Origin of the sequence: Rhodobacter sp. TJ_12, from assembly GCF_020023995.1 — a bacterium.
Lineage (GTDB): Bacteria > Pseudomonadota > Alphaproteobacteria > Rhodobacterales > Rhodobacteraceae > Rhodobacter.
In genome coordinates, this window is record NZ_NRRD01000009.1 from 29,054 (window position 1) to 49,145 (window position 20,092).

Here is a 20,092-nt window from a genome sequence, read left to right on the forward strand (position 1 = left end):
TATTCTTACTTACGGTCAGTTGCTAAGGAATAAAGCGGGTCCCCCAAGAAAACAATGTAGCTTAGGGCTCAAAACGGACTTGCGGCAACGTGGCAGGCCCTGCTGGATGCCCGCGCAGTCGTATCGACGTACCCGGCCCTCTCCGGACGTTTAACCCTTGGCAAGCGAATGTCGGCTTCACCCGAGTAGACGCCATGAAGCCAAAGGCTCGCAACTATGTTTCTTTTGCCGTAAACTTCACTGGTTCTCAAAGGTTGAGTGCCGCAATTCGATTGGAGTGACCGATGAGGCTGCGAGCCCGCATGCGATTACTGCGTAGACGCATAAACAGGAGTACCAAGCGCGCGTCGCAAATATTGGCCCGTCGCACAGCCTTGATCTGGCAGCAGCTGTATCGCACCCGCTTTAGGTTTCTTGTCTGGCGGCAACGTCATGGCGCGGTTGCGGTTGCGATCATCCTATTGGCGTTGATCGGACTCAGTGGCTTCGGTGTCCCTGCACTCCAGGAGTTGCTGAACCCGATCTTTGCAACTGAAGCTGAACTCGCATCGCTTAGATCGTTTCTCGTGACACTTGGCGGCGCATTAGTCGGAGCGGCGGCCATTGTATCGTCCCTCGTGTTGTTCGCAATGCAGGTCAACGTAGAGCGAATGCCACATGGCCTATTCCGCAGGCTTAGCGCTGACAGACGCCTCCTCAGCGCGTTCGCGGCGACATTCTTTCTTGCGGTCATTATCGCCAGCCTATCTCTGAATGTGGGGCAGCAGCGCGTTGGTGCCATCTTATTCATAACTTTCTGGGGCACCGTAATCGTTCTAGGGCTGTTTCTCTACGGCTATCGACGGGCGCTGATCTTGGTGAACCCGGCACAGCAGCTCAAGATGGTCGTTAGGCAGGCCCAGCGTGAGCTGCAAGCGTGGGCGAGACGAGCGAAACGGGCAGCACCGTTATTTTCCGACGGCAGCCAACCGAACCAGAGCGATCCCTATTCGTCCCAACATGACCTGACGCGGGCAGCCTATTTTCAGGTCAATCGTGGATGGACGGAAGGCGCCCAGCGGGGCGTGCGCTATGCTGTATCGTTCGCGCGCCGCTATGCTGAGCAAGGCGACCATGAGGTCAGCGCTGTGGCTATGAACGCAATCGTTGCGATCAACGCTGCCTATATCGAAGCGAAGGGAAAGACCTTCTTTGCCAACCAGCTCATGTTTGACAACCCGCTCACCTCGGACGGTTTTATCAACGATACGCTTGAGCATCTGCGGCAGACGGCGCGTATCGGCGTCACGCGCGGCGATGAACAACAGATCGAACAGACACTGCGGGTGATCGCCAGCCTCGTGCGGGTATATATTTCAATTGACTATGCAAATCCCCATGCATCGAACACTCACGCCCATCTGGCGGCCGGATATCTCTCAGGGGAAGTCGAGCGGATTGTTCCGCACAACATGCCGGACGTCCTCATGGAAGGCGTGAGGCTTATGGGACAATGCGCCGAAATGCTGCTCGCAATGGAAGGTCCGCAGGGCATAGCGACTGTGGTGCAGAAGATCGGCATAGTCTCGTGCGTCGGGGCCGCGCGCGAGGACTACCGGCCCGTCACGTCCACCGGAGTTGAACAGCTCGCTCGCCTCAGTTTCGAGCTGTTGCAGACAAACAAAAGGGAGGTTCAGTTTGCAGCTCAAGGCATCCGAGAAACTGTGAAGCTGATCGCCAAGTTGTTCATGGCCCTGCCGGACACGCCGTTGATGAGCATCCACAGCGCATATCTCGCCCCCTACTACTCGGCGACAAGCACACAAGGGCTCGCTGTGAGGCTCTCCCAACTCGTCAACTTGGTCGCGGATGCCCCTGAGGGCGATCTGAATGCGCGGCAGGTTATAGTAAATTTCGAGGAATGGGCCGACGGGATGTATCAAACCGAGAAGGACCTTCTCCTCTACGCCATCGAAAAACGATCGCAGTTCACGTTCGACATGATCAACTGGATCACGACGGTCACTACGATGCTCATTGCCTTATCGAATGCCGCCGCTTGTGATGTTCATGCACAGGAGAAACTGCGCAAACACGCCGCCTGGCTGATCGCGGTCTTGTCTTGGGTGCCCGACGACGAAGAAACCGTAAAATTCGTCGAGATTTTTCAGATGACTGAAACGCTATTTAAAGCTGCAGTGGATGCGCGCAGACGTGGTTGCCCAGAGCTTGCCGAGGACATCGACAAAATCCTTTTATCCTGGACGTTCAAGGCTGGCCGTTACCAGACAGGCTGGGCGACTCTGGAAAAGTCAGTCTACGCACTCGCGACACTCGCGCTTCTGGCTAACGACGCCGAAGCAGAGGCCCAGCTAAAGAAAAAAATAAATTCCCGCATGAAAGCTGGCGGCCTGCCTGACAAAGAACTTCGTGATAGCGCGGCCTTGAAAATTCGTGGGCGCGCCGCCTCGTTGTACCGTAACGGTCATTGGTCGTCGGCGATCGAACATGGCATGGCGCAGTCCGACCACCAGAGGTTACAGCCCCTTCTTGAAGAAATCGCAGACATCATTTCACCTGAAACAATGGGGCAAGCTGCCAATGTCGGCATTTATTGAATGCAAACCAAGGCATCTTACCCACACAGCAGACCTTTGAGTATCGAGCAGCGAACGCCCGCTTTCCGCCCATGGTGTTGACGTAGACATCGGTTGTTGTGACGGGCGCCTGACAATTTCTCCGACGCTGATATCGGTTCCGTATCGTCGCGACAGCTTGCGTCGGCTTCATGGTCTTCATCGGAGTCCTGCCTGCAAAGCCACCGCAACAGTGCCTCCGACTCGCTGGCCGCCTGCGCCTCCTTCACGATCTTCCCATGCTCGCTGATCATGCAGATCGCGGTCTTCTCCAGCGACACATCCAGCCCAACAAACAGCCTCATCCCGCAGTCTGCCCGATGGATCCAATACGGGAATGGCGCCAGCTTGCCCTCGGTTTTGCAACGGCAGCGGGCGGGTCGCGGCGCAGGCCCCGTTACGGCATCTCATACAGGGAGAGCACAACGGCTCTCCGCCAGATCCGCGCCTTCATGCCACGAACCGCGCATCCCCTCCATACGCGAAAGGCGCCGGAGCATCTGCCCCGGCGCCTCTATCACCGTTTGTCAGAGAGCAGTCCAAGGGCGCCAGGCGATACGTTTCGCCCTTGACACCCCTTGCGCAGGCTTATGCTTTCGTTTGCGCATTCATCTGCTTTCTCTGACTACATCCGCGCGCCTTTTTCTTTAGCCGCATTTGGAATGGCCGCAATCGGCGCAGGTCATGCAGCCTTCGACCTTGCGCATCGCATAGGAGCCACAAGAGGGGCAGGCCGGGCCGCGCGGGGCCTCGCCCATTTGCATCACCTCGGCACGCGGGTCGCTTTTCAGCCCCATCCCCTCGCCTGCAATGAAGCCCGTGGCGATCAGGTGCCGTTCGATCACCCCGCCAATCGCAGCGAGGATCGAGGGTATATATTGCCCCTGCATCCAGGCGCCGCCGCGCGGATCGAAGACGGCCTTCAGTTCTTCGACCACGAAGCTGACATCGCCACCGCGCCGGAACACCGCCGAAATCATCCGGGTAAGCGCCACGGTCCAGGCGAAATGCTCCATGTTCTTGGAGTTGATGAACACTTCGAACGGGCGGCGATGCTCGCCCTGCACGATGTCATTCACGGTAATATAGATCGCATGCTCTGAACCGGGCCATTTCAGCTTGTAGGTCGCACCTTCCAGTGCGGCGGGCCGGTCCAGCGGTTCGGTCAGATAAACGACCTCGGCCCCGCTATCGGCCTCGGGCGCTTTTTCCGAGCTTTCCGAGACGGTCAGGACCGAGCCGGTCACGTCATTCGGGCGGTAGGTCGTGCAGCCTTTGCAGCCCGTTTCATAGGCCGCCATATAGACATCTTTGAACGCATCGAAGGAAATATCGACCGGGCAGTTGATCGTTTTCGAAATACTCGAATCGATCCATTTCTGCGCGGCGGCCTGCATTTTCACATGGTCCATCGGCGCCAGCGTCTGGGCGTTTACAAAGTGATCGGGCAGGGGGGCATCGCCCTTCAGGTCGCGCCACATTTGCACGGCGTAATCGACCACCTCTTCCTCGGTCCGGCTGCCGTCTTTTTGCAGCACCTTGCGGCTATAGGCATAGGCGAAGACCGGCTCGATGCCAGACGACACGTTGCCCGCGTAAAGCGAGATCGTGCCGGTGGGCGCGATCGAGGTCAAAAGCGCATTGCGAATGCCGTGGGTGGCGATCGCCTCGCGCACATCCTCATCCATCTGCATCATATTGCCGGAGGCCAGATAGTTCTTGGCATCGAACAGCGGGAAGGCGCCCTTTTCCTGCGCCAGATCGACCGAGGCCAGATAGGACGCCCGCGCGATCAGCTTCATCCAGGCTTCGGTCTGTGCGGCAGCCTCATCCGAACCATAGCGCAGCCCCAGCATCAAAAGCGCATCGGCAAGGCCCGTCACGCCAAGCCCGATGCGGCGCTTGTTGCGCGCCTCTTCGGCTTGTTGCGGCAGCGGGAAGCGCGAGGCATCCACCACATTATCCATCATCCGCACGGCGGTGCGGACCAACTCATCCAGCGCGGCTTCATCCAGTTTTGCGGCTTCGGTGAAGGGGGCGGTGACAAGCCGTGCAAGGTTGATCGAGCCTAGCAAGCACGCGCCATAGGGCGGCAAGGGTTGCTCGCCACAAGGGTTGGTGGCGCAGATCTGCTCCAGATAATTCAGGTTGTTCATCGCGTTGATCCGGTCGATGAAAATCACCCCCGGTTCGGCGAAATCATAGGTCGCGCGCATGATCTTGTTCCACAGATCGCGCGCTTGGATGGTATGATAGACCTTGCCGCCGAAGGTCAGCTCCCACGGGCCATCGGCTTTGACAGCTTCCATGAAGGCATCGGTGATCAGCACCGAGAGGTTGAACATCCGCAGGCGCGCGGAATCCTGCTTCGCGGTGATAAAGCTTTCGATATCGGGGTGGTCGCAGCGCATCGTCGCCATCATCGCGCCGCGGCGCGAGCCCGCCGACATGATGGTGCGGCACATCGCATCCCAGACATCCATGAACGACAGCGGGCCTGACGCATCGGCGGCCACGCCCTGCACCGCCGCCCCGCGCGGACGAATGGTCGAGAAATCATAGCCGATGCCGCCACCTTGCTGCATCGTCAGCGCGGCTTCTTTCAGCATGTCAAAAATGCCGCCCATCGAATCGGGGATCGTGCCCATGACGAAACAGTTGAACAGCGTGACCGACCGACCGGTGCCAGCCCCCGCCAAAATCCGGCCAGCCGGCAGGAATTTGAAATCTTCAAGCGCGGCGTAAAAACGGTCTTCCCACGCCGCCGCATCGGTCTCGACCGCGGCCAGATCACGCGCCACGCGCCGCCAGCTATCTTCGACAGAGGCATCGACAGGCGTGCCATCGGCCTCTTTCAGGCGGTATTTCATGTCCCAGATTTGTTCAGCGATGGGGGCGGCAAAACGGCTCATCGGGGCGTCCTTGGCTGGCGGGAAGGCGTTTACGATAGGGTGGCGGTGCTCGTGTGGCAAGGTCGGAGACCCGGCGTTGCCCTTGGCGAGGCGCCCCTATATTGTGGATCGTCCGAAGGGGAAAGACGAAATGACGGAATCCGCAAGCGAAGCGCTGCATATCCTGAAACTCTGTGTCGGTGCGGAAAGCGTCGAGGACCTGATTGCATGGCAAAAGGCGCATTTTGGTAATGGATCGGCGGTCCATATCACCCGGATGTGGCCTAAGCGCGCGGAAGAAGTGCTGGCGGGCGGCTCGCTTTACTGGGTGATCAAGGGGGTGATTCTCGCCCGGCAGCGCATTTTGGAGCTGCAACCCGTCACCGGGGCCGATGGGGTGACGCGCTGTGCCTTCGTGCTCGACAAGAACGTGATCCGCACCGAAGCGGTGCCGCGCCGCCCGTTTCAGGGGTGGCGCTATTTCCCGGCCAGTGATGCCCCGCCCGATCTGCGCAAAAGCGCCGCGCGAGAAGAGCCGTTGCCGCGTGAATTGCAGGCCATGTTGTCCGAGATTGGGTTGCGCTAGGCCCGCGCGACGGATTTGCGGCGCCCTTCCAGCAGCCACGCCCAAAGGCTGAACCCGGCCGCCAGAACGAGCCATGCCCAACCGGGCAAAAGCGCGTTCAGGCGGATATCGGTCACGTCATAAACGTCGCGTGGGGTGATGCCGATCCAGCCACGTCCGGACGCAGGCGCGCCCGGACGCACCTGCCGCAGCGTGGGCAGCCCATCCTCCACCGCCATATCCGCCCCGCCTGTCGCGGCGAGCAGCGGCGCCAAAGCCGCGCCAGAGGCCACGGGGCTTTCAAACTCCTTGGGGCTGGCGGGGCCAAGCGCCACGACCCGCTCCAGATCGTCTTGCTTCAGCCGGTAAAGCCCGGCACCGGGGGCTTGCCACGTATCGCTGAACCGGCCCGGCTCGACCTCGGGCAGGGTCAATTCCTCGGTGTTCCCTTCGGGGCCGGCAATGATCAGCGGGCCGACCGTGTCTTTCATCGTGCGTCGGGTGACCGTCAGGTCCAGCGTGCCGGGGCGCACCTCTGCCTGAAGCGCCTCTTCTTCCAGATCGGGTTCTTTCATCGCCCAATGCGCGATCCGGCGCAGCAGTTCGAGTTGCGGCCCCCCGCCTTCAAAGCCGCGATCCCACAACCACGAATGATCCGACCCCAAAAGCGCGACGCGCCCTTCGCCCGCACGCGACAGCACCAAAAGCGGCGACCCTTGCAGCCCCTGCATCACCACCTGCCCGGTGGCCCCAGACAGCGCGATCTGGCGCAGCCAGCGGCCCCAATGCGGCTCCTGTGGTGCCCCTTCGACCGGTGGCGCGCCCTCAAGCCCAGCGGTGACCGGATGGCGCAGGCCAAGTTCGGTTGGCCGGGGCAAGAAGCCTTCGGAAAATACCTGCCCCGTCGGGCGCGCGGGCAAGATGGTGCCCAAAGGCGTTTGCCACAGGCTTTCCACCGTGGCGAATTCAGGTCCGGCAGACACAAGAATCGCACCGCCGCGTTCGACATAAGCGCGGATGTTTTCGAAATAGGCGGCGGGTAAAATGCCCCGCGCGGCGTAGCGGTCAAAGATGATCAGATCGAATTCGTCGATCTTATCCATGAACAGTTCCTGCGTCGGGAAGGCGATTAGCGAAAGCTCGGAGACCGGCGTGCCATCATGCTTTTCGGTCGGGCGCAGGATGGTGAAATGCACCAGATCGACCCCGGCATCGGATTTCAGCAGATTGCGCCACGTGCGTTCCCCCGCATGCGGCTGGCCCGACACCAAAAGCACCCGCAGCCGGTCGCGCACGCCATTGATCTGCACCACGGCGGCATTATTGCGGGTGGTCAATTCGCCCGGCGTCGGGGCAAGCGTGAACTGCACCACATTCTGCCCGCCATGTTTCAACACAAGCGGCAATTCCAGATTTTGTCCCACCTCGACCGTATATTGCTGCGGATCGCCGCCATCGATGGCGATGGTCAGCACAGCCAGTTGCCCAGCCGCGGCAGGCACCGCGCCGCTGTCTTCGATCCGCAGCCGGATCACCGTTTCTTCGCCGATGATGCCAAAGGCGGGGGCGGTTTCGATGAACAGCCGCCGATCCCAATCGCTGGCACGACCGGTGCGCAGCAAATGCAGCGGCGCGGGCGGATCGGGCAAAGCCTCGGGGTCGTGCAGCCGCCCGTCCGAGATCACGATGACCCCGGCCACGCGCCCGCGTGGCTCTGCGGCCAAGGCCTCGGTCAGCGTGCTGCCCAAAAGTGTGCCCGCATTGCCCGGATCATCGGGCACAGTGGCGCGCCGCAATTCGGTGTTGGGCAGCGCGGTGATCTGCGCCGCCATTCCCGCAAGGGCCGCTTCAGTCTGATCCGCACGATCCGCGATCTGTTGCGAGGCAGAGCGGTCATCGATCAAAAGCACGATATCCGACAGCGGCGTGCGCTCTTCGGTCTGAAGCGCGGGTTGGGCCAGCGCCGCCAACAGCGCCGCCACCGCCAGCGCGCGCAGCGCCCAGCCCGCAAGCCCACGCCACAGCGCAATCCCCAGTAAGATCAACGCCAGAGCTGCGATCCCCGCCAGAACGGGCCAAGGGAGCATTGGCGCAAAGGTGATCGTGCCGCCCATCATTGCCCCAGCCTTTCCAAAAGCGCGGGCACATGCACCTGATCGGATTTGTAATTGCCGGTCAGCACATGCATCACAAGGTTGACGCCAAAGCGCCAAGAAATCTCGCGCTGTCGCTCGCCCGCCGAGCCGCGCCCGACCGGAAACATCGGCTGGCCGGTGTCGTCTACTGCCCAAGCGGCGGCCCAGTCATTGCCGCCAATCACCACCGGGGTCACCCCGTCATTAAGGTTGCGAAACGGCATCCCCGCGACCTGTTCGGCATCCAAAGGCGCAGCCTCGACCCAGATCGGCCCGTCATAGCGCCCGGGCATGGTTTGCAGCAAGTAGAACGCGCGGGTCAGCACGTGATCGGCGGGCAACGGCGCAAGCGGTGGAATATCAAGCGGCGCGGCCAGAATTTGCAGCCGTTGCCCCGCCTCGGTCGCGGTGCCAAAGCCCGACAGATCGGCGTCGCGCGTGTCAAACAGGATCATCCCGCCCCCGCGCAAAAACCGGTTCAGTTTTGCGTAGCCCATGGGCGAGGGGCTGGGCGAGGCGGCACTGATCGGCCAATAAATCAGGGTGAAAAGTGCAAGATCATCGGTCTCCAGATCCAGCGCCATTGGTGGCGCGGGCTCAACAGTGGTGCGCCGGGTCAAGATCGTGCTGAGGCCGCGCAGCCCGGCCTCGGACACCGCATCCATCTGCGCATCGCCCGAGGGCATATAAGCCAGCACCACATTGTCGGCAGCGGCAATCGCGCGGGCGTCGCTCATAGTGGCGTCTTGCGCGCGGGTGTCGAGCGGGGCAAGCCCCAGCGCCAGCCCGATCAGCACCATGGCGCGGGCGCCGCGCAACCGCCCCGAAAGCGTGAGCGTGGCCAGAATATCAAGCAAGAGCGCCGCAAGGGCTGCGGTCAGAAGCGGCCCTTGCAGCCGAGTCTGGCGCGGGGCCAGATCGCCCTCGACCGTCACCGTTTCGGGCCAGCTTGCCGGGGCGAGTTGCCGCCCCGCCGGCAAAGCATTCAGCGCAAGCACCCGCCCCTCGACCCCGTAAAGGCCGGGCGGCAGCGCCGGTCCGGGCGGGCCTTCGGCCAACGCCTCGCCTGCAACGCCTGCGGCGGCCTCGGCGGTGAAGAGCGCACCAAAGCCATCCAGCCGCTTGAGCGGGGTAAAGACCTGCCCGGCCAGATCTTCGGCTGAGGGCGCGACCGGGCGCGCCAGCACCGAAAGCCGTTCCAGCATTTGCGGAAACAGCCCTGAGAGCGGCAGGTTCGACCATTCGGCATTGGCGGTGACGTGAAACAGCACGATTTCCCCTTGCACAAAGGCTGTTCGGGTCACCAGCGGTGTGCCATCGGCCAGCGCTGCGATGGTATGATCGGGCAAGTCGGGGCCGGGTTCGGCCATCACCTGTTCGCGGACCGTCACCTCGTCGGGCACCACCAGCCCGGCAAAGGGCGATGTCGCGTCAAAGGGGGCGATCCGGCGCGGTTCGCCCCAGCTCATCGTGCCGCCAATCGCGCGCCCGCCTTGACGCAGCATCACCGGCAAAAGCGGGTCATTTCCGGTTTCCGCCGCCGCCAGACGCGGCCCGGCAAAGCGGATCAAAAGCCCGCCCTCTTCAAGCCATTCGGCCAGCCGGTCCGCCTCGGCCACCGCGCCGATGTCGGCCAAGATCACCACATCTGGCTTGGTCGCCAAGGCATCCAGCAGTGTTGCCTCGATCAGATCGGCGCTGGGGGCAAGCGCTTCGCGCAGGTAATGGGTGGGGGCAAGCAGTTCGAGCCCTTCACGCGCGGTGGATCCGGCAATCAGCGCCACCTTGCGCCGTTTTTGCGCATCATCTGTCAAGCTGACCGCCCCGGCGCTGCGTTGGCCTGAGATTTCGAACCGGCTGATCCTGTTGCGCAATTCCGGTGGCAGGTCGAATTCGGCGCGCGCTTCCGTGGTGTTTTCAAGCGTCAGCGGCACCCGCGCCAATTCGCGTTCCACCCCGGCGGGGTCGGTGCCAAAGGCCACCACATCCAGCGCCCGCGCCACGGGGGCCGAGGCCTGAACGGGCAGGTGTAGCAAGCGGCCTTCTACCGTCGCAGCGCCCAGTGCCAACACGGGCGTGGCAGGTTGCCAGACCGCCAGCCGCCCGTGCGCCGAAAGCGCCTGCCGCAGCGGCGCCCGCATTTGCCGCACCAGCCCGTCCGACAGCCATAGCGTGTCAAACCGTCCGGTTGGCAGCACCTGCGCGGGATCAAGCTCCATTGCCGGTTCCCAGGGCTGCGGTTGCAGCCCCGGCAGCCCCCGTTTGAGCGTGCTGGCCTCGGTAAAGGGCGGGGGGCTTGGCGGCGGGTCTGACAGGTTTATCAGCGCCACGGGGCGGCCCGCTGTTGCTGCCTCGTCCAAGGCGCGCGAGATCCGCTCAACCCGGCGTGGCCAATCGCGCGCCGAGGCCCAACTGCCATCCACCACGATCAAAAGCGGCCCTTTTGTTACTGGTTGCGGATCGGGGTTCAGCACCGGTCCGGCAAAGCCAATGATTGCCGCAGCCATCGCCAGCATCCGCAGGGCCAATAGCCACCACGGGGTGCGTTCGGCCTGCGTGTCTGCATCGGGCAGCCCCAAAAGCAGAACCACCCCCGGGAAGCGGCGCCGGATCGGCGCGGGCGGCACGGCACGCAACAGCCACCACAGCGCGGGCAGCGCGGCCAAGCCAAGCAAGATCCAAGGGGCCGTGAAGCCAAGCGGGCCGAGCGTCATCATCGCCGCGCCCCCCCAAGTGCACCATGTAGCCACAAAAGGGCCGCTTGTGCGGGCGCGCCAGTGTGATGGGTGGAAAAGGCCCAGCCCGTGCGCAGCGCCAGCGTTTCCAGCCTGTCGCGCCGTTCGGCAAGCCGGTCGCGGTAGCGCGCGCGCAGCCCGGCTGCCTCGCGCGTTTCAAACTGCACTGCCCCGCCGATCGATGTGAAGATCGTGCGCCCGTCATAGGGAAAGTCTTCCTCGGCCGGGTCCAGCACTTGCAAAAGTGCCCCTTTCACCCCGTGATCGGCCACACCGGTCAGTGCGGTCTCAATCCCTTCGGGCGGGCCAAGGAAGTCGGAAATCAGAACCACTTCGGATTGCGGGGCCACCGCCGTAAGATCAGGCGTGCCATAATCTGTGTCCGCCGTTTCGGAGGTCAGCGCCTGCGCCAAGGTCAAAAGATGCGCCTTGCCCGGGCGGGGCGGGGCAAGCGGGCTGGCCAGCCCGACCCGCTCGCCCGCGCGCAATGCCGAGATGCCAAGCGCCAGCGCCAAAAGCTGCGCGCGGTCACGTTTTTCGGGTCGCGCGGCGCGCCCCGTCGCGGCGCCGGTAAAGCGCATTGACGCCGCCGGATCGACCCAAAGATGTAGCGATTGCGCGGTTTGCATTTCGCGTTCACGAATGAATTGTGTGTCCGACCGGGCCGAGCGGCGCCAATCCACAAAGCGCGCCGCATCGCCCGAATGGGCCGCGCGATATTGCCAAAACTCTTCGCCCGGGCCAGTGCGGCGCCGACCGTGGCCGCCCATCTGTACGGTATTGGCCAGATGTTCCGCCGCAATCAAAAGCGCGGGCAGGGCGGCCGCCTCGGTTTCGGCGGCGCGGCGCATTTCGCGCGCTGCGGCGTCATGCCCCGGATCGCTCACGCAGCATCCTCGGCGGCATCGCCCAGAACTTCGGTCACAACGCGCGCGATTACGGAAGAAAGCGTTTCGCCCCGCGCACGGGCGGCAAAGGTCAGCGCCATGCGGTGGCTGAGCACCGGGCGCGCCAGCGCCGCCACATCGGCAATCGACGGGGCAAGACGCCCGTTCAAAAGCGCGCGCGCCCGTACCGTCAGCATCAGCGCCTGCGCCGCGCGTGGCCCCGGGCCCCAAGCGAGGCTGTCGCGCACCACGGCGCGGGCTTCGGGCTCGCCGGGGCGGCAAGCGCGCACCAAATCCAAGATCGCCTCGATCACCGTATCGCCCACCGGCATGCGCCGCACCAAAGCTTGCGCGGCGATCAGCTCTTCGCTGGAAAAGATCTGCACCGCCGCCGCAGTGTCGACCCCTGTGGTGGCCAGCAAGATATCGCGTTCGGTGGCCCGGGTCGGATAATCGACATCGATCTGCACCAAAAAGCGGTCAAGCTGCGCCTCGGGCAGCGGATAGGTGCCCTCTTGCTCGATCGGGTTTTGCGTGGCCAGCACATGGAAGGGCGGGCCAAGCGGGCGATGCACGCCAGCGACCGTGACTTCACGTTCCTGCATCGCTTGCAGCAATGCCGATTGCGTGCGCGGGCTGGCGCGGTTGATTTCATCGGCCATCAGCAATTGGCAAAAAATCGGCCCTTCCAAAAAGCGAAAGGCCCTACTGCCATCGGCGGCGGTTTCCAGCACTTCGGACCCCAGAATATCGGCGGGCATCAGATCGGGGGTGAACTGAATGCGCGCGGGCGCAAGGCCCATCACCGTGGCAAGCGTGTCCACCAGCATCGTCTTGCCCAGCCCCGGCAGACCGACCAAAAGCGCATGCCCGCCCGACAGCATGGCGGACAGTGTCAACTCCACCACCCTTTCTTGCCCGATGAAACGACGGTTCACCGAGGCCCGCGCCGAGGCGAGCTTCGCGCCGAGGCGGTCGATATCGGCGACGAGGGTTTCGGTCTCACTCATGACAGGGCTCCGGTTGCGCGTTAGGATCAGGAAAACATGTAACTGCCCTTTCCCCAACCGCAAAGAGCCGATGACCGAGCGATCCGACCCACAAAACACCGTGAAGCCCCCCAGCGCCGATGGTTTGGCCAAGGCCGCAAGCGCCGCCACCCAAAAAGGCCCGCCGCCGGTGCATCTGTGGAATCCGCCCTTTTGCGGCGATTTGGATATGGAAATCCGCAAGGATGGGACGTGGTTTTATCAAGGCACGCCCATCGGACGGGAGGCTTTGGTGAAGCTGTTCGCCTCGATCCTGAAGCTGGAAGAGGGGCGCTATTTTCTGGTCACGCCGGTCGAGAAGGTCGGCATCCGGGTGGAAGACGCGCCCTTCATCGCGGTGGATTGTGTGGCCGAGAACGAGGCGCTGACGTTCACCACAAACGTCGGTGACCGCGTGGCTGCCGGGCCGGACAATCCGATCCGGGTTCAATTTGCCGAAGATGGTGAACCGCGGCCCTATGTGCATGTGCGCCGCGGGCTGGAGGCGCGGATCGACCGCAAGACGTTTTATCGGCTGGTCGATCTGGCCAAGCCTGGACCGCATGCAGGCGAAGACTGGCTGGGTTTGACCTCGAACGGGGCCTTTTTCCCGATCACGCGGATGGCGGATCTTTAGATGCGGCTGCGCCTCGCCGCTGATCTGTCAACGCTGTTTCAAGAACTGCCCGAGGCGGCGCGGTTCGGTGCGGCGCAGGCGGCGGGGTTTGGGGGGATCAGCTTGCCCGCCCCCTATGACGGGCCGGTGCAGGATTTGCGCGACCGGCTGGTGATGAACGGTCTTGTGTTAGCGGCGATGCAGGCGCCGCCGCCCAATTACACGGGCGCGCTGCCCGGTTTTGCCGCGACATCGGGCGGGCAGGACAGGTTCCAACGCGATTTCAAGCGCATGACACGCTATGCTGATGTGCTCAAACCCACCGTGGTCGAATTGCGCGCGGGGCCAGACGGCGATCTGGATACTTTGTTGGCGAACCTGCGCTGGGCCTGCGCAGCTGCGCCCAAGCGGGTGTTTGCGATTGCGCCCTATAAAGCGGGCGATTTCCTGTCCGATTATGATCAGGTCGCAAAGGTGCTGGACGCCGTGGCCCAGCCCAACCTGGGCCTTGTGTGCGATAGCTGTGAGGCCGTGCTTTTGGGGGCGCAGCCCTTGGCGCTATGGACCCGCTTTGCCCCGCAGGTGAAGCTGATCCGCCTTGCCGCCGCGCCAGATCGGGCCATGCCGGGCAGCGATGGGATGGATTTGGCTGGGTTTTTAAAACAGGTGTCGAAAGATAAGTTCAAAGGCTGGATCAGCGCGGATTATGTGCCAAAGCTGACCACCGCCGCAGAGTTGGATTGGCTTTCGGTCTTAAAGAAGTGATGTTTGTCAGTTGCTTCAGTCTTTTCTGAAATCAAGAAATCATCCGTGCCAGATCGGCAATATTGCGCGCGCCCATCTTTGCCAGCACCCGCGAGCGGTGCAGTTCCACGGTGCGCATGGCGATGCCAAGGCTTTCGGCAATCTGCTTGTTCATCAGGCCTTCCAGCATCAGCTCCATCACCTCGGCTTCGCGGGCCGACAGGCTGGCCCGGCGTGCCTCGACCGCCTCGCGGGCCTGTGCCTCGGCCAAGCGCCCGGCATGGGCCGCCATCGCCTCTAGCGCGATATCGACGATGTGGTTGTCGTTAAACGGTTTTTCGACAAAGTCAAAAGCGCCCGATTTCAACGCCTCGACCGCAAGCGGCACATCGGCATGCCCGGTCAGAAAGATCACCGGCGGCACGGGCTGTGCGCTTGTCTGAGCCTGTAGCGCATCCAGCAATTGCGGCCCCGACATGCCCTCCATTCGCACATCCAAGATAAGACAGCCGCAATCGTGCAGCGGCCAAGCCTCGAGCACCGCCTCGCCCGAGGGCCAGCCCCGCGCCGCGATCCCGCGTGACGCAAACAGAAAACACAGGCTGTCGCGCAGGCTTTCCTCGTCATCGACGATATGGACGGTGTCGCTCATGCGGGGGCTCCTTCGGGGGATAGCGGCAGGGTCACGGTGAAGGTCGTGCCGCCCTCTGGGCGTGCGCTATGCGACAGCCGCCCATGATGCAATTCGATGATCGACCGGCAGATATTTAACCCCATCCCCATGCCTTCGGATTTGGTCGAGGTGAACGGGTCGAACAGGTTGGGGCTGACCGTTGCGGAAATGCCCGGCCCCCGGTCCATCACCTCCAAAGTCACGGCCAGATCGCTGCGCGCTAGCCGAACCGTCAGATCATTGCCGGTGCGCGGACCCTCGGCCATCGCTTCGATCCCGTTGCGGATCAAGTTTACCAGAACCTGTTCGATCAAGATCCGGTCGGCATTAACAGGCGGAATGCGCCCCTCGGTCAGGCTGGCCAGTTTGATGCGGTTTTCCCGTGCCAGCGGGGCCATCATCGCCATCGCATCCGCCACCACCTCGGGCAGCGCCAGCGGGCCAAGCTGCGGCGTGCGTTTTTTCACGAAATCCTGCACCCGGCGGATGATCTGCCCGGCCCGGCGCGCTTGCGCGGCCATTTTCTCGAACGCTTTTTGCAGCATGGCCAGATCGGGCTCGTCCTTTTCAAAAAGGTTGAGCCCCCCCGCCGCATAAGAGGCGATCGCGGCCAGCGGTTGGTTCAGCTCATGCGCCAGCGTCGAGGCCATCTCGCCCAAGGTGACCAGTCGCCCGGTGCGCGCAAGGCTTTCATCTTGGGCGCGGGCGCGCCGCGCAGCGCCCTTGGCTTCGGTGATATCGATAATAGAGCCCATCCAGCCGTGATGCTTGCCCGCCGCATCAATCAGCGGGGCTTCGTAAACCTGCACCTCGATTTCGGTGCCATCGGCGCGTTTGAAACGCGTTTCAAAGGCTTGTGGCACCGCTGGGCCCTCGGCCAGTTGGCGTTGCCGGGCCAATGTTTCTTCCATCGTGTCGGGCGTCCAATAGGGCATTGGCGAGGCGCGCCCGATCAAATCCGCTGCGCTATGCCCGACCAGTTTGCAAAAGGCCGCGTTCACATAAAGGATGCGCCCGCGCAGATCCTTGGCCCGCATCCCCACTGTCAGGCTTTCTTCCATGGCGCGGCGAAAGGCCATTTCCGCATGCAGCCGTTCTTCGGCACTGCGCCGCCGCATGGCATTGCGGTGCAGCGCAGCCAGCGCCAGAATGGCAAAGACCGACAGCGCCCCAATCGCCGCGATCAGGGCAGAGGGGCCAAAGACCGGCGGCGCATCATAGGCCATGATTTCAAGCGTGGTGCCCGCAAGCGGCGGATCGAAACTGATCCCATGGCGTGGCGCGCGCGCATCAAAGGGGCGACGCGCACGTTCGGCCAAGGTGCCAGAGGCATCGGTGACCCGCACGCCATATTGTTCCGCGATCCACCACGGGATGTGACGTTCAAGCATCATCGGCAAAGAGACAGTCGCGACCACCACCCCGCCATTGGCCGAGATGCGCTGCGCCATCGACACGCGACCTTCCTCCACCGCGCCATAAACCGGGCGCGCGGTAATCGCCCCCGAAGCAAGCAATTGTGCGGCCAGCGCCGCCTCTCCTTGATCTGGGCTTTCGGGCAATGCCGCGACAAGACGTCCATCACGCCCATACCAGCGGATGCCCAGCGTTTCGGGATTGGCGGTGACATGAAGCCGCGCGCGCGCATTCAGCAAATTCTGCGCCGTGCCGCCCGCCGCATCCAGCGCAAGCCGCACAAGCTGGTCTTCATCGACCGACATCTGAAAACGCAAGGTTTGTTCCACCCAAAGCGCATCGGTGGCCAGTTTCGCGCGCGCGCGGGTGGCATCTGCTTGCGCCACAAGGAAAACCAGCGTGCCCACCAGCGCGACCAGGGCCACAATCGCCACCAGCGGGATCAGCGCAAGCAGGTCAATCCGCCGCGGCCCGAGCAATTCGGGCACGGTCCAGATATCCGGCCCGCCGGGGGGCGCTCCGGTTGTGCGATCGGGCTGCGCTGACACGGTCTTTCCTTTCCTCTGACCCATATCACGGATAGCGATTGCGGAAAGCCGCAATAGCGTCGCGCAAGATTATTGCGCAATAAGGCCCGCATTCCGCTGAACCATGCGGACACCGGAGGAGAATCATATGTTGACCCGTCGTATTCTGGGTGCCCTTGCGGGTGCCACTGCCCTCAGCCTTACCCTTGCCGCCCCCGCGGTGGCCGAGCCGATCGTGCTCAAGTTCAGCCATGTCGTTGCCCCCGACACGCCCAAAGGCAAAGGCGCGGCCAAGTTTGAGGAGCTGGCCGAGCTTTACACCGATGGCGCGGTGGATGTGGAGGTCTACCCCAACAGCCAGCTTTACAAAGACAAAGAAGAGCTTGAGGCGCTGCAACTGGGCGCGGTGCAGATGCTGGCGCCCTCGTTGGCGAAATTCGGCCCGCTCGGTGTGCAAGATTTCGAAGTGTTCGATCTGCCGTTCATTTTCCCCAGCTATGAGGCACTGCACAAGGTCACCCAAGGCGACGTTGGCAAGATGCTTTTCGAAAAGCTTGAAGACAAAGGCATTGCCGGTCTGGCCTATTGGGACAACGGTTTCAAAATCATGTCGGCCAACAGCCCGCTGCATGTGCCCGATGATTTCCTGGGCCTGAAAATGCGCATTCAATCCTCGAAAGTGCTTGAGGCGGAAATGAACGCGCTGGGCGCGGTGCCGCAGGTCATGGCCTTCTCGGAAGTCTATCAAGCGCTGCAAACCGGCGTTGTGGATGGCACCGAAAACCCGCCGTCGAACATGTATACCCAGAAGATGAACGAGGTGCAGTCGGATGCGACGCTGTCGTATCATGGCTACCTTGGCTATGCGGTGATCGTGAACAAGCAATTCTGGGACGGCCTGCCCGAAGACGTGCGCGCCGGTCTTGAAAAAGCGATGGCCGAGGCGACCGACTATGCCAACGGCATCGCCAAAGAAGAAAACGACAAAGCGCTGGCCGCGATGATGGAAACCGGCACGACCGAGTTCCACGAGTTGACCGACGATGAACGCGCCCAGTGGATCGAGGTTCTGGCCCCGGTCCATGACGAAATGGCGGACCGGATCGGCGCGGACACCATCGCCGCCGTGAAAGCCGCAACAGCCGAATAAACCACCACTCACCGGGGCGGCCCTTTACGGGGCCGCCCTTTCCCATGACTTAGCCTGACGGGGGCCGCCATGATGCGCATCCTCGACCGGGCCGAAGAAGTGCTGATCGCCGTGCTGATTGCGACGGCGACCGTGCTCATCTTTGCCTCGGTTACACACCGCTTCGCTCTTGGCTTCATTGCCGATTTCGTTCGTTACTTCCGCGTGCATGACATGCCCGATGCGGCAGCCATGGCCAAAAGTGCCTATCTTGGATTGCGCAACATCAATCTGGTTTGGGCGCAGGAGTTGACGATTATCCTGTTCGTCTGGATGGCGAAATTCGGCGCGGCCTATGGGGTGCGCACTGGCATCCACGTCGGCATTGACGTGCTGATCAACCGGCTGGATGCAACGAAGCGCAAATTCTTCATCCTGTTCGGGCTGTCCGCCGGCGCACTTTTCACCGGAATTATCGCGGTTCTGGGCGCGAATTTCGTCAACCACATGTATCACGCCTCGTCGATCTCGCCTGATCTCGAACTGCCGATGTGGCTTGTCTACCTCGCCATTCCGCTGGGCTCTTCGTTGATGTGTTTTCGCTTTTTGCAGGTGGCGGTCAGTTTCGCGCGCACCGGGGAATTGCCGCATCACGACCACGGCCATGTCGATGGGGTCGATGTCGAAGACGAGGGGATCGATGAGCTGGGCGATGCCTATCTGCATTCGCCGCTAACGCCCCGCGACCTTGTCGAAAAAGAAAAGGACAAGTGAGATGAGCGCTTTGATCATTTTCGGGCTGCTGATCGCCCTGATGCTGACCGGCATGCCAATCTCGATTTCGCTTGGCCTGACGGTGCTGACCTTCCTGTTCACCATGACCGAGGTGCCGATCGATACCGTGGCGCTGAAGCTGTTCACCGGGATTGAGAAATTCGAGATCATGGCGATCCCGTTCTTCATTCTGGCAGGCAACTTCCTCACCCACGGCGGCGTGGCGAAGCGGATGATCAATTTTGCCACCGCCTCGGTGGGGCACTGGCATGGTGGTCTGGCGTTGGCGGGCGTGTTTGCTTGTGCGCTGTTTGCTGCGGTGTCCGGGTCGTCCCCGGCGACGGTGGTCGCCATCGGCTCGGTGATCTTGCCCGCCATGGTGGCGCAAGGTTTCCCCAAGCAATTCGGCGCGGGCGTCATCACCACGTCGGGCGCGCTCGGCATTTTGATCCCGCCCTCGATCGTGATGGTGATGTATGCGGTCGCCACCTCTGGCATGCTGGTCGAAGGGCCAAATGGCGAGGTGGTCGATGCCGCCTCGGTCGGTGAATTGTTCATCGCAGGCGTGGTGCCCGGCGCGATGCTCGCGGGCTTTCTGGCCTTCACCACATGGTATCGGGCGCGCAAGAACAACTATCCGCGTCTGCCTAAGGCCAGCTTCCGCGAGCGTTGGACCGCGTTTCGCGAGGCCATGTGGGGATTGTTGCTGATCATCGTCGTGATCGGCGGGATCTATGCAGGCATCTTTACCCCGACTGAGGCAGCGGCGATGAGCGCGGTCTATGCTTTCGTCATCTCCGTCTTCGTCTACAAAGACCTGACCTTGCGCGACGTGCCGCGCGTGCTGCTGGCTTCGGCCAACATGTCGGCGATGCTGCTTTATATCATCACCAATGCGGTGCTGTTCTCCTTCTTGATGACGCATGAGGGCATCCCCCAAGCGTTGGGCAACTGGATGGTGGAAGCCGGGCTGAACTGGTGGATGTTCCTGATCATCGTCAACGTGCTGCTGTTGGCGGCGGGCAACTTCATGGAGCCCTCGTCCATCGTGCTGATCATGGCACCGATCCTGTTCCCGGTCGCGGTCCGGCTGGGCATTGACCCGGTGCATTTCGGCATCATGATCGTTGTGAACATGGAAGTTGGTATGTGTCACCCGCCGGTGGGGCTGAACCTCTATGTGGCGAGCGGCATCACCAAGATGGGTATTACCGAACTGACGGTGGCGGTCTGGCCGTGGCTTTTGACGATGCTGGTTTTCTTGGTGCTTATCACCTATGTGCCGGCAATCACGCTGACGCTTCCGGGGCTTTTGGGCATGTAGCCTTCCCCGAAGCACCAAACAAACAGGCGCCGC

General features: G+C 62.4%; 14 protein-coding genes. 7 read left to right on the forward strand and 7 right to left on the reverse strand.

Going from position 1 to position 20,092, the window contains the following annotated elements; all coding sequences use genetic code 11:
- Positions 1 to 374: 374 nt before the first annotated feature.
- Positions 375 to 2,597 (forward strand): hypothetical protein, encoded by a 2,223-nt coding sequence (locus tag CKO11_RS08675; RefSeq protein WP_223636528.1) that lies wholly within the window; start codon positions 375 to 377, stop codon positions 2,595 to 2,597.
- A 665-nt stretch (positions 2,598 to 3,262) separates the two neighbouring features.
- On the opposite strand, the gene CKO11_RS08680 is transcribed toward CKO11_RS08675, so the two are convergent.
- On the reverse strand, positions 3,263 to 5,527 hold the full coding sequence (locus CKO11_RS08680; protein ID WP_223636532.1) for an adenosylcobalamin-dependent ribonucleoside-diphosphate reductase: 2,265 nt from the start codon (positions 5,525 to 5,527) through the stop codon (positions 3,263 to 3,265).
- Positions 5,528 to 5,657: 130 nt separating this feature from the next.
- Here CKO11_RS08680 and CKO11_RS08685 point away from each other — a divergent pair, with 130 nt between their 5' ends.
- Positions 5,658 to 6,092, forward strand: a complete 435-nt coding sequence (locus CKO11_RS08685) for a DUF1489 family protein (RefSeq protein WP_223636535.1) — start codon at positions 5,658 to 5,660, stop codon at positions 6,090 to 6,092.
- Here the strand turns inward: CKO11_RS08685 and CKO11_RS08690 are convergent.
- From CKO11_RS08690 to CKO11_RS08705, 4 genes are read right to left on the reverse strand one after another with little or no spacing between them, the layout of a single operon-like run.
- Complete coding sequence (locus CKO11_RS08690; RefSeq protein ID WP_223636875.1) at positions 6,089 to 8,185, reverse strand: hypothetical protein; 2,097 nt, start codon at positions 8,183 to 8,185, stop codon at positions 6,089 to 6,091. The genes CKO11_RS08685 and CKO11_RS08690 overlap by 4 nt on opposite strands.
- On the reverse strand, positions 8,185 to 10,923 hold the full coding sequence (locus tag CKO11_RS08695; protein ID WP_223636547.1) for a DUF4159 domain-containing protein: 2,739 nt from the start codon (positions 10,921 to 10,923) through the stop codon (positions 8,185 to 8,187). The genes CKO11_RS08690 and CKO11_RS08695 overlap by 1 nt, the downstream gene beginning before the upstream one ends.
- Positions 10,920 to 11,792 carry a DUF58 domain-containing protein gene (locus CKO11_RS08700; protein ID WP_223636891.1) on the reverse strand — a complete coding sequence of 291 codons (873 nt, stop codon included), beginning with the start codon at positions 11,790 to 11,792 and terminating at the stop codon, positions 10,920 to 10,922. The genes CKO11_RS08695 and CKO11_RS08700 overlap by 4 nt, the downstream gene beginning before the upstream one ends.
- 32 nt (positions 11,793 to 11,824) lie before the next feature.
- A complete protein-coding gene (locus CKO11_RS08705) occupies positions 11,825 to 12,838 on the reverse strand; it encodes an AAA family ATPase (protein WP_223636550.1) in 1,014 nt (337 codons plus the stop codon).
- A gap of 70 nt (positions 12,839 to 12,908) precedes the next feature.
- On the opposite strand from CKO11_RS08705, the gene CKO11_RS08710 reads away from it, so the two are divergent.
- Together CKO11_RS08710 and CKO11_RS08715 are read left to right on the forward strand one after the other, a co-directional pair.
- The gene (locus CKO11_RS08710) at positions 12,909 to 13,493 is read left to right on the forward strand and encodes a DUF1285 domain-containing protein (RefSeq protein ID WP_223636553.1); all 585 of its coding nucleotides are present in this window, start codon (positions 12,909 to 12,911) and stop codon (positions 13,491 to 13,493) included.
- Positions 13,494 to 14,237 carry a TIM barrel protein gene (locus CKO11_RS08715; RefSeq protein ID WP_223636556.1) on the forward strand — a complete coding sequence of 248 codons (744 nt, stop codon included), beginning with the start codon at positions 13,494 to 13,496 and terminating at the stop codon, positions 14,235 to 14,237. It begins immediately after the preceding gene.
- A gap of 31 nt (positions 14,238 to 14,268) precedes the next feature.
- Here the strand turns inward: CKO11_RS08715 and CKO11_RS08720 are convergent, their stop codons facing one another.
- On the reverse strand, positions 14,269 to 14,868 hold the full coding sequence (locus tag CKO11_RS08720) for a response regulator transcription factor (protein WP_223636574.1): 600 nt from the start codon (positions 14,866 to 14,868) through the stop codon (positions 14,269 to 14,271).
- Positions 14,865 to 16,853 carry a two-component system sensor histidine kinase NtrB gene (locus CKO11_RS08725; protein WP_223636577.1) on the reverse strand — a complete coding sequence of 663 codons (1,989 nt, stop codon included), beginning with the start codon at positions 16,851 to 16,853 and terminating at the stop codon, positions 14,865 to 14,867. The genes CKO11_RS08720 and CKO11_RS08725 overlap by 4 nt, the downstream gene beginning before the upstream one ends.
- A gap of 127 nt (positions 16,854 to 16,980) precedes the next feature.
- On the opposite strand from CKO11_RS08725, the gene CKO11_RS08730 reads away from it, so the two are divergent.
- From CKO11_RS08730 to CKO11_RS08740, 3 genes are all read left to right on the forward strand, one after another.
- Positions 16,981 to 17,982, forward strand: coding sequence for a TRAP transporter substrate-binding protein (locus tag CKO11_RS08730; RefSeq protein WP_223636580.1), 1,002 nt, complete (start codon positions 16,981 to 16,983; stop codon positions 17,980 to 17,982).
- 69 nt (positions 17,983 to 18,051) lie between these two features.
- Entirely contained in the window at positions 18,052 to 18,735 is a 684-nt protein-coding gene (locus CKO11_RS08735; protein WP_223636583.1) for a TRAP transporter small permease, read from the forward strand.
- A gap of 1 nt (position 18,736) precedes the next feature.
- Complete coding sequence (locus CKO11_RS08740; RefSeq protein WP_223636586.1) at positions 18,737 to 20,059, forward strand: TRAP transporter large permease; 1,323 nt, start codon at positions 18,737 to 18,739, stop codon at positions 20,057 to 20,059.
- Positions 20,060 to 20,092 lie beyond the last annotated feature (33 nt).

Coding starts and splice junctions, on each gene's coding strand:
- CKO11_RS08730 (WP_223636580.1), top strand. CDS start 16,981: ATGTTGACCCGTCGTATTCTGGGTGCCCTTGCGGGTGCCACTGCCCTC.
- CKO11_RS08715 (WP_223636556.1), top strand. CDS start 13,494: ATGCGGCTGCGCCTCGCCGCTGATCTGTCAACGCTGTTTCAAGAACTG.
- CKO11_RS08720 (WP_223636574.1), bottom strand. CDS start 14,868: ATGAGCGACACCGTCCATATCGTCGATGACGAGGAAAGCCTGCGCGAC.
- CKO11_RS08740 (WP_223636586.1), top strand. CDS start 18,737: ATGAGCGCTTTGATCATTTTCGGGCTGCTGATCGCCCTGATGCTGACC.
- CKO11_RS08705 (WP_223636550.1), bottom strand. CDS start 12,838: ATGAGTGAGACCGAAACCCTCGTCGCCGATATCGACCGCCTCGGCGCG.
- CKO11_RS08680 (WP_223636532.1), bottom strand. CDS start 5,527: ATGAGCCGTTTTGCCGCCCCCATCGCTGAACAAATCTGGGACATGAAA.
- CKO11_RS08690 (WP_223636875.1), bottom strand. CDS start 8,185: ATGGGCGGCACGATCACCTTTGCGCCAATGCTCCCTTGGCCCGTTCTG.
- CKO11_RS08700 (WP_223636891.1), bottom strand. CDS start 11,792: ATGCGCCGCGCCGCCGAAACCGAGGCGGCCGCCCTGCCCGCGCTTTTG.
- CKO11_RS08695 (WP_223636547.1), bottom strand. CDS start 10,923: ATGATGACGCTCGGCCCGCTTGGCTTCACGGCCCCTTGGATCTTGCTT.
- CKO11_RS08710 (WP_223636553.1), top strand. CDS start 12,909: ATGACCGAGCGATCCGACCCACAAAACACCGTGAAGCCCCCCAGCGCC.
- CKO11_RS08685 (WP_223636535.1), top strand. CDS start 5,658: ATGACGGAATCCGCAAGCGAAGCGCTGCATATCCTGAAACTCTGTGTC.
- CKO11_RS08735 (WP_223636583.1), top strand. CDS start 18,052: ATGATGCGCATCCTCGACCGGGCCGAAGAAGTGCTGATCGCCGTGCTG.